We start from the raw sequence: 6992 nt of genomic DNA, 5'->3' as shown, positions 1-6992 counted from the left end.
CCCAATGGCTCGGCACGGGTGCGCAGCACGTCGAGGGTCTGCGGGTGGCAATGCACGGAAGCGAAGAACTGGTGGCTGCCCTTGTTCTTGCTCAGGCGCTTGCAGAAGGTCATGGCTTCGGCGGCGGCGGTGGCTTCGTCGAGCAGCGAGGCGTTGGCGATCGGCAGACCGGTGAGGTCGCTGATCAGGGTCTGGAAGTTCAGCAGGGCTTCGAGGCGGCCCTGGGAAATTTCCGGCTGGTACGGGGTGTAGGCGGTGTACCAGGCCGGGTTTTCCAGGAGGTTGCGCAGGATCGGCGACGGCGTGTGGGTGCCGTAGTAGCCCTGGCCGATGAAGGTCTTGAACAGCTGGTTGCGGCCGGCGATGCCTTTGATCATCGCCAGGGCGTCCGCTTCGCTCAGGCCGTCTTCGAGGCCGAGCACGCTGGTGCCCTTGATGCTGTCGGGAATGACGCTGGCGCCCAGGGCTTCGAGGGAGTCGAAACCGAGGGTGTTGAGCATGGCCTGCTCGTCACCGGCGCGGGGGCCGATGTGGCGGGCGATGAATTCGTTGGCGGTGCTGAGATTGATAGTCATGGCGGGTTCCTCAGGCTTCGGCTTGGGCTTTGATCAGGCGGTCGTAAGCGTCCTGATCCAGCAGTTGGCCGACAGCGGCAGCGTCAGCAGGCTGGAAACGGAAGAACCAGCCTTCGCCCAGCGGGTCTTCGTTGACCAGTTCAGGGCTGGCGTCCAGTGCCGGGTTCACTTCCAGTACTTCTCCGTCCAGCGGCATGTACACACCGCTGGCGGCTTTTACCGATTCCACGGTGGCTGCTTCAGCGCCTTTGTCGTAGGACTGCAGCTCTGGCAGTTGTACGAAAACCACGTCGCCCAGTGCGTTCTGCGCGAAAGCGGTGATGCCGACTGTGACGCTGCCGTCAGCTTCGGTGCGCAGCCATTCGTGATCTTCAGTAAAACGCAACTCGCTCATGGAAACTCCTAAGGGGGCCAGACTCGTCTGGTGGACGCGATTGAATGCTTGGGCAATGCCCTGGTTTATGAGGGGTTACTAAGCAAAAAGGCGGCCAATGTTTAATTATTGTTATAAATCAATGAGTTAAGTTGTTTTTAGACAAGACTGTTTATGCAGGCTGTAGCGAAATCGCTACAGCCGCAGCAGGAGAAAAAAGCTGAAGTGGATCAAAGCCTTGCGCAGGGCTGGTTGGAGAGGGGTGTAGCGATATCGTTCCGCTGTAGCGCTTTCAGTACAGGTAGAGGTCGTTTTTGGAGTGATATTTCCGGGTCGAACTCAAAACCTGTGGGAGCCAGCCTGCTGGCGATAGGGGCATCACATTCACATCGTTGCTGTCTGTGAGACCGCTATCGCCAGCAGGCTGGCTCCCACAGGAGATTTTGCTGGCAGGGAGAGGTGTTTGAGCTGCGAGGCTTACGGCTTGTTGGGGATGCCGTACTTGCGCAACCGATGGGCGATGGCGGTGTGGGAGGTTTGCAGGCGGCTGGCCAGTTGGCGGGTCGAGGGGTAGCTGACGTAGAGCTTTTCCAGCAGGGTTTTCTCGTATTCATCCATGGCCTGCTCCAGGCTGTCGATATCCTGATCGCTCTGGCGCGCCACCGAGGTGCCGGCGATGTCGAGGTCGCCAATGTCCACCAGGCTGCTTTCGCAAATGGCCGCGGCACGGAAGATCACGTTTTGCAGCTGCCGCACGTTGCCCGGCCAGCGGTTGCCGAGCAGGGCCGGGTAAGTGCCCGGCGCCAGGCGACAGACCGGGCGCTGGATCTGTGCGCAGGCCTGCTGCATGAAGTAGCGGGCCAGGAGCAGGATGTCCTGGCCGCGTTCGCGCAAGGGCGGGACTTCGACATTGAGGACGTTGAGGCGGTAGAACAGGTCTTCGCGGAACAGACCTTCGCTGACCATTTTTTCCAGGTCGCGGTGGGTTGCGCTGAGTATCCGCACATTGACCTTGACCTCACGATCGCCACCGACCCGACGGAAGCTGCCATCGTTGAGGAAGCGCAGCAACTTGGCTTGCAGGTACGGTGACATCTCGCCGATTTCGTCGAGAAACACCGTGCCCTGGTTGGCCAGTTCCATTAGCCCCGGCTTGCCGCCCCGTTGCGCGCCGGTGAAGGCGCCGGGGGCGTAGCCGAACAGTTCGCTTTCGGCGAGGTTCTCCGGCAATGCCGCGCAATTCAGTGCCAGGAACGGTGAGTTGTGGCGGGCACTGATGGCGTGGCAAGCCCGCGCCACCAGTTCCTTGCCGGTGCCGGTTTCGCCCTGGATCAACAGCGGTGCATCGAGGGCCGCCACCCGTTGAGCGCGAACCTTGAGCGTGCGAATGACCGGCGATTCGCCCAGCAACGCATCGAAGCCTTCGGCGTGATCATGGTGCAGTGCCGACAGGCGCTCGCCGATGCGATTGGGTTGATACAGGGTCAGCAGGGCGCCAGCGTCGGTGATGGGGGTGGCGTCCAGCAGCAGCGTCTGGCCGTTGACGGTGATTTCCCGCAGCGGCAGGCGAAAACCGTGTTCGAGCAACGCATCGAGCAGCGCCGGGTCGGCAAACAGGTCAGCGACACTTTCGCCGGCCGGCTCGCGACCGTACAAGGCAATCAATGCCGGGTTGGCCAGCAACACCTTGCCGGCGCTGTCCAGCGCCAGCACCGGGTCGGTCATCGCCGCGAGCAGCGCATCGAGCTGCAAGTGTCGACGCTGGCCGGGAAGGATGTCGACCACGGTCATCGCTTGCACGCCACGCACGCTCAACAACGCATCGCGCAACTCTTCGAGCACTTGCGGGCTCAGGGTCGGCGCGTCGATGTAGACGTTGGGCGGGACCATTTCCACCGCATCCAGGTTGAGGTTACGTCCACCGAGCAAGGCCAGGACTTCCTGGGTGATGCCGACGCGATCGATGAAGCTGACGTGGATACGCATGGTGCGATTTAGGGTTCTGACGTGCGGAGGGTGGCAAGTATGCCTTGGGGCGGGCTAATGGTGAAATCCTGCGCGGTCTTCAATGCAGGGGAAGACCCTTGTGGGAGCGAGCCTGCTCGCGATGAGGGCCTGTCAGCCGACATCACTGTTGAAGGTTACACCGCCATCGCGAGCAGGCTCGCTCCCACAGTTACAGCGTCCATTTGCTGAGGAGGTTATTCGAAGTGTTCAGGGTTCACCGGGTCGCCGGATTTCATATTCAACTGCTGCCGGATGTCTTCAAACATCAAATCGTAATGCTTGTGGATTGAGCCGATCTGGCTGTGTGTTTTCGGAATCCCGTACTTCTCGGCAATTCTCGTCACATCCCTGGCGAAGTTGTAGGCCTCCTCCTTGGGCAGGAAGAAGGTCTCTGACATGTCCTTGCCCTGAATGCTGCCATGCATGGTGAACTGGATGCCTTTTTCACCTTTGTCATTCTTGCTGACTTCATAGTCGAGCTTCACGTTGTAGCTGACATCGTCCGGTGTCAGCGCATGACGCTCAATGTGCAAGTGTCCTGGCTCAAACTGTGCCATCGACTTCTCTCCTTACAAGTAAGTAATGCCAGGTGTCGCCGTGCTGATGCGTGTGCCAGCCTTGCCCTGGACGATCGCCTCGATGTCTGCCAGAGAGCCGATCACCGCGACCTTTCCAGTATGGCGCGCGAATTCGCAGGCTGCCTGCACCTTCGGTCCCATGGAGCCGGCAGCGAAGCCGAGTTTTTCCATTTCATCGGGGTGCGCCTGGGCAATGCTTTTCTGGGTGGGTTTGCCGAAGTCGATAAAGGCGGCGTTGACGTCGGTGGCGATCACCAGCAGGTCCGCTTCCAGCTGTTCGGCCAGCAGCGCCGAGCACAGATCTTTGTCGATGACCGCTTCGACGCCTTCCAGTTTACCGGGCGAGGTGTACATGGTCGGGATGCCGCCACCACCGGCACAGATCACGATGCTGCTTTTTTCCAGCAGCCATTTGATCGGGCGGATTTCGAAGATGCGCTTGGGTTTGGGACTGGCGACCACGCGGCGGTATTTGTCGCCATCGGGGGCAATGGCCCAGCCTTTTTCGGCCGCGAGTTTTTCTGCTTCGGCCTTGGTGTACACCGGGCCGATGGGTTTGGTGGGGTTCTTGAAGGCCGGGTCGTTGGCATCGACTTCGACCTGGGTCAGCAAGGTGGCGAAAGGCACCTCGAAGTCCAGCAGGTTGCCCAGTTCCTGTTCGATGATGTAGCCGATCATGCCTTCGGTTTCGGCGCCGAGTACGTCCAGCGGGTACGGCGACACCGAGGTGTAGGCCGCCGCTTGCAGCGAAAGCAGGCCGACTTGCGGGCCATTGCCGTGGGCGATGACCAGTTGGTTGCCGGGATGGATCTTGGCGATCTGCTCGGTGGCGATCCGGATATTGGCGCGCTGGTTGTCCGCGGTCATGGGTTCACCCCGGCGGAGCAGGGCGTTACCGCCCAGAGCAACGACGATACGCATGGTGCATGTCCTTCTAAATGAGAAGTAAGCGGTGACTCGGTCTATCGATGGAACCCTGACCCTGTGGGAGCGAGCCTGCTCGCGATGGGATCGCCGCGGTCTGTCAGCTGCACCGCGGCGCTACCATCGCTGGCAGGCCAGCTCCCACATTGGCCATGTTCCGTCAGTGGGAGCCGGGTCGGCCGTTAAAGGTCAGCCAGCGTCGACACCAGAATCGCCTTGATCGTGTGCATGCGATTTTCCGCTTGCTCGAAGGCGATGCAGGCCGGCGACTCGAACACGTCATCGGTCACTTCGATGCCGTTCTTCAGGTGCGGGTACTGCTCGGCAATCTGCTTGCCGACCTTGGTGTCGCTGTTGTGGAAGGCCGGCAGGCAGTGCATGAACTTGGTGCGTGGGTTGCCGCTGGCTTTCATCAGTTCGGCATTCACCTGGTACGGCAGCAGTTGCTGGATACGTTCGGCCCAGGCCTCGACCGGTTCGCCCATGGAAACCCAGACGTCGGTGTGGATGAAGTCCACGCCCTTGACCGCGGCTTTCGGGTCTTCGGTGAGGGTGATGCGTGCACCGCTTTCTTCACCGTATTTCTTGCAGCGGGCCACCAGGTCGTCCGCCGGCCACAGGGCTTTCGGCGCGCAGATGCGCACGTCCATGCCCAGCTTGGCGCCGATCAGCAGCAAGGAGTTGCCCATGTTGTTACGCGCATCCCCAAGGTAGGCGTAGCTGATCTCGTGGATCGGTTTGTCGGCGTGTTCACGCATGGTCAGCACGTCGGCGATCATTTGCGTCGGGTGATATTCATCGGTCAGGCCGTTGAACACCGGCACGCCGGCAAACTTGGCCAGCTCCTCGACGATTTCCTGTTTGAAGCCACGGTACTCGATGGCGTCGTACATGCGCCCGAGCACGCGGGCGGTGTCCTTCATGCTTTCCTTGTGGCCGATCTGCGAGGAGTTCGGGTCGATGTAAGTGACGTTGGCACCCTGGTCATAGGCGGCGACTTCGAACGCACAGCGGGTGCGGGTCGAGGTTTTTTCGAAGATCAGCGCGATGTTGTTGCCCTTGAGGTGTTGCTGTTCGGTGCCGGTATATTTGGCCCGTTTCAGGTCGCGGGACAGGTCGAGCAGGTAGCGCAATTCGCGAGGGGTGTGGTGTTCCAGGCTCAGCAGATTGCGGTTATGGATATTGAACGCCATTTTGGATCTCCTAAGGTGTCGGTTATCCCGTTGGCCCGCGCTCGGTCAGCGCGGGCCAAGGCTGATAGGTTAGTAGTCGATCGGGTCGCGGATGATCGGGCAGGTCATGCAGTGGCCGCCGCCGCGACCGCGTCCGAGTTCGCCGGCGCTAATGGTGATGACTTCTACACCGGCCTTGCGCAGCAGGGTGTTGGTGTAGGTGTTGCGGTCGTAGCCGATGACCACGCCGGGCTCCACGGCGACCACGTTGTTGCCGTCATCCCATTGCTCGCGTTCGGCGGCGAAGCTGTTGCCGCCGGTCTGCACTACGCGCAGGGCCTTGAGGTTCAAGGCGGCGGCCACGGTATCGAGGAAGTTGGTTTTCTCCCGACGGATGTCAATGCCGCCCGGTTTACTTTCGTCCGGGGTCAGGGTGAAGGCGACGATCTGGTTCACCACTTCCGGGAATATCGTCACCAGGTCGCGGTCGCAGAAACTGAATACGGTGTCCAGGTGCATCGCCGCTCGGGACTTGGGCAGGCCGGCAACGACCACTTTCTCAACGGCCTTGTTCTTGAACAGGTTGATCGCAAGTTGGCCAATGGCCTGGCGTGACGAGCGTTCGCCCATGCCGATCAGGACCACGCCGTTGCCAATCGGCATCACGTCGCCACCTTCGAGGGTAGACGCGCCGTGATCCTTGTCCGGGTCGCCGTACCAGATCTGGAAGTCGGCGCCGGTGAATTGCGGGTGGAATTTATAGATGGCAGTGGTCAGCAGGGTTTCCTGACGGCGTGCCGGCCAGTACATGGGGTTGAGGGTCACACCGCCGTAGATCCAGCAGGTGGTATCGCGGGTGAACTGAGTGTTGGGCAGGGGCGGCAACAGGAAACTGGAGCTGCCGAGGAAGTCGCGGAACATCTGGATGGCCTTGCCGCCGAACGCGTCCGGCAGGTCATCACCCGAGACGCCGCCAATCAGGAACTCGGCGATCTGGCGAGGTTCCAGGCTGCGCAGCCAGGAGTCCACTTCCTTGATCAGGCCTACCCCGACGGTATCGGGAGTGATCTTGCGCGTAAGAATCCAGTCGAGTGCTTCGGGGATGGCGACGATGTCGGTCAGCAGGTTATGCATCTCCAGCACGTCGATCCCGCGTTCGCGCATCTTGGTGACGAAATCGAAATGGTCGCGCTTGGCCTGGGCCACCCACAGCACATCATCGAACAGCAGTTCGTCGCAGTTGTTCGGGGTCAGCCGCTGATGGGCAAGTCCTGGGGAGCAAACCATCACCTTGCGCAGTTTGCCGGCTTCGGAATGGACGCCGTACTTAACTTTTTCCGTGGTCATTTCAGTGAACCTCCAG

The 6992-nt window shown here is 60.7% G+C and carries 6 protein-coding genes and 1 pseudogene; all 7 read right to left on the bottom strand.

Annotation, left to right across the window (positions count from 1 at the left end):
- Positions 1–575, bottom strand: a pseudogene (locus HFK74_RS15880) (glycine dehydrogenase (aminomethyl-transferring)); the annotation flags it as partial.
- Between the two features lie 10 nt (positions 576–585).
- Positions 586–969 carry a glycine cleavage system protein GcvH gene (gene gcvH, locus HFK74_RS15875; protein ID WP_180204325.1) on the bottom strand — a complete coding sequence of 128 codons (384 nt, stop codon included), beginning with the start codon at positions 967–969 and terminating at the stop codon, positions 586–588.
- 456 nt (positions 970–1425) lie between these two features.
- Positions 1426–2934, bottom strand: coding sequence for a sigma-54-dependent transcriptional regulator (locus HFK74_RS15870; RefSeq protein ID WP_180204324.1), 1509 nt, complete (start codon positions 2932–2934; stop codon positions 1426–1428).
- A 215-nt stretch (positions 2935–3149) separates the two neighbouring features.
- Positions 3150–3512, bottom strand: a complete 363-nt coding sequence (locus HFK74_RS15865; protein WP_180204323.1) for a DUF5064 family protein — start codon at positions 3510–3512, stop codon at positions 3150–3152.
- A 12-nt stretch (positions 3513–3524) separates the two neighbouring features.
- Entirely contained in the window at positions 3525–4454 is a 930-nt protein-coding gene (arcC, locus tag HFK74_RS15860) for a carbamate kinase (RefSeq protein ID WP_008057964.1), read from the bottom strand.
- A 185-nt stretch (positions 4455–4639) separates the two neighbouring features.
- A complete protein-coding gene (locus tag HFK74_RS15855; RefSeq protein ID WP_008057963.1) occupies positions 4640–5650 on the bottom strand; it encodes an ornithine carbamoyltransferase in 1011 nt (336 codons plus the stop codon).
- 69 nt (positions 5651–5719) lie between these two features.
- Positions 5720–6976 (bottom strand): arginine deiminase, encoded by a 1257-nt coding sequence (arcA, locus tag HFK74_RS15850; RefSeq protein ID WP_008057962.1) that lies wholly within the window; start codon positions 6974–6976, stop codon positions 5720–5722.
- Between the last annotated feature and the right edge of the window lie 16 nt (positions 6977–6992).

It is taken from the genome of Pseudomonas sp. SbOxS1 (assembly GCF_013416725.1).
Taxonomy (GTDB): Bacteria; Pseudomonadota; Gammaproteobacteria; order Pseudomonadales; family Pseudomonadaceae; genus Aquipseudomonas.
Note: the sequence above shows the minus strand (reverse complement) of the source record. Positions and strands in the feature narration are given on the sequence as shown.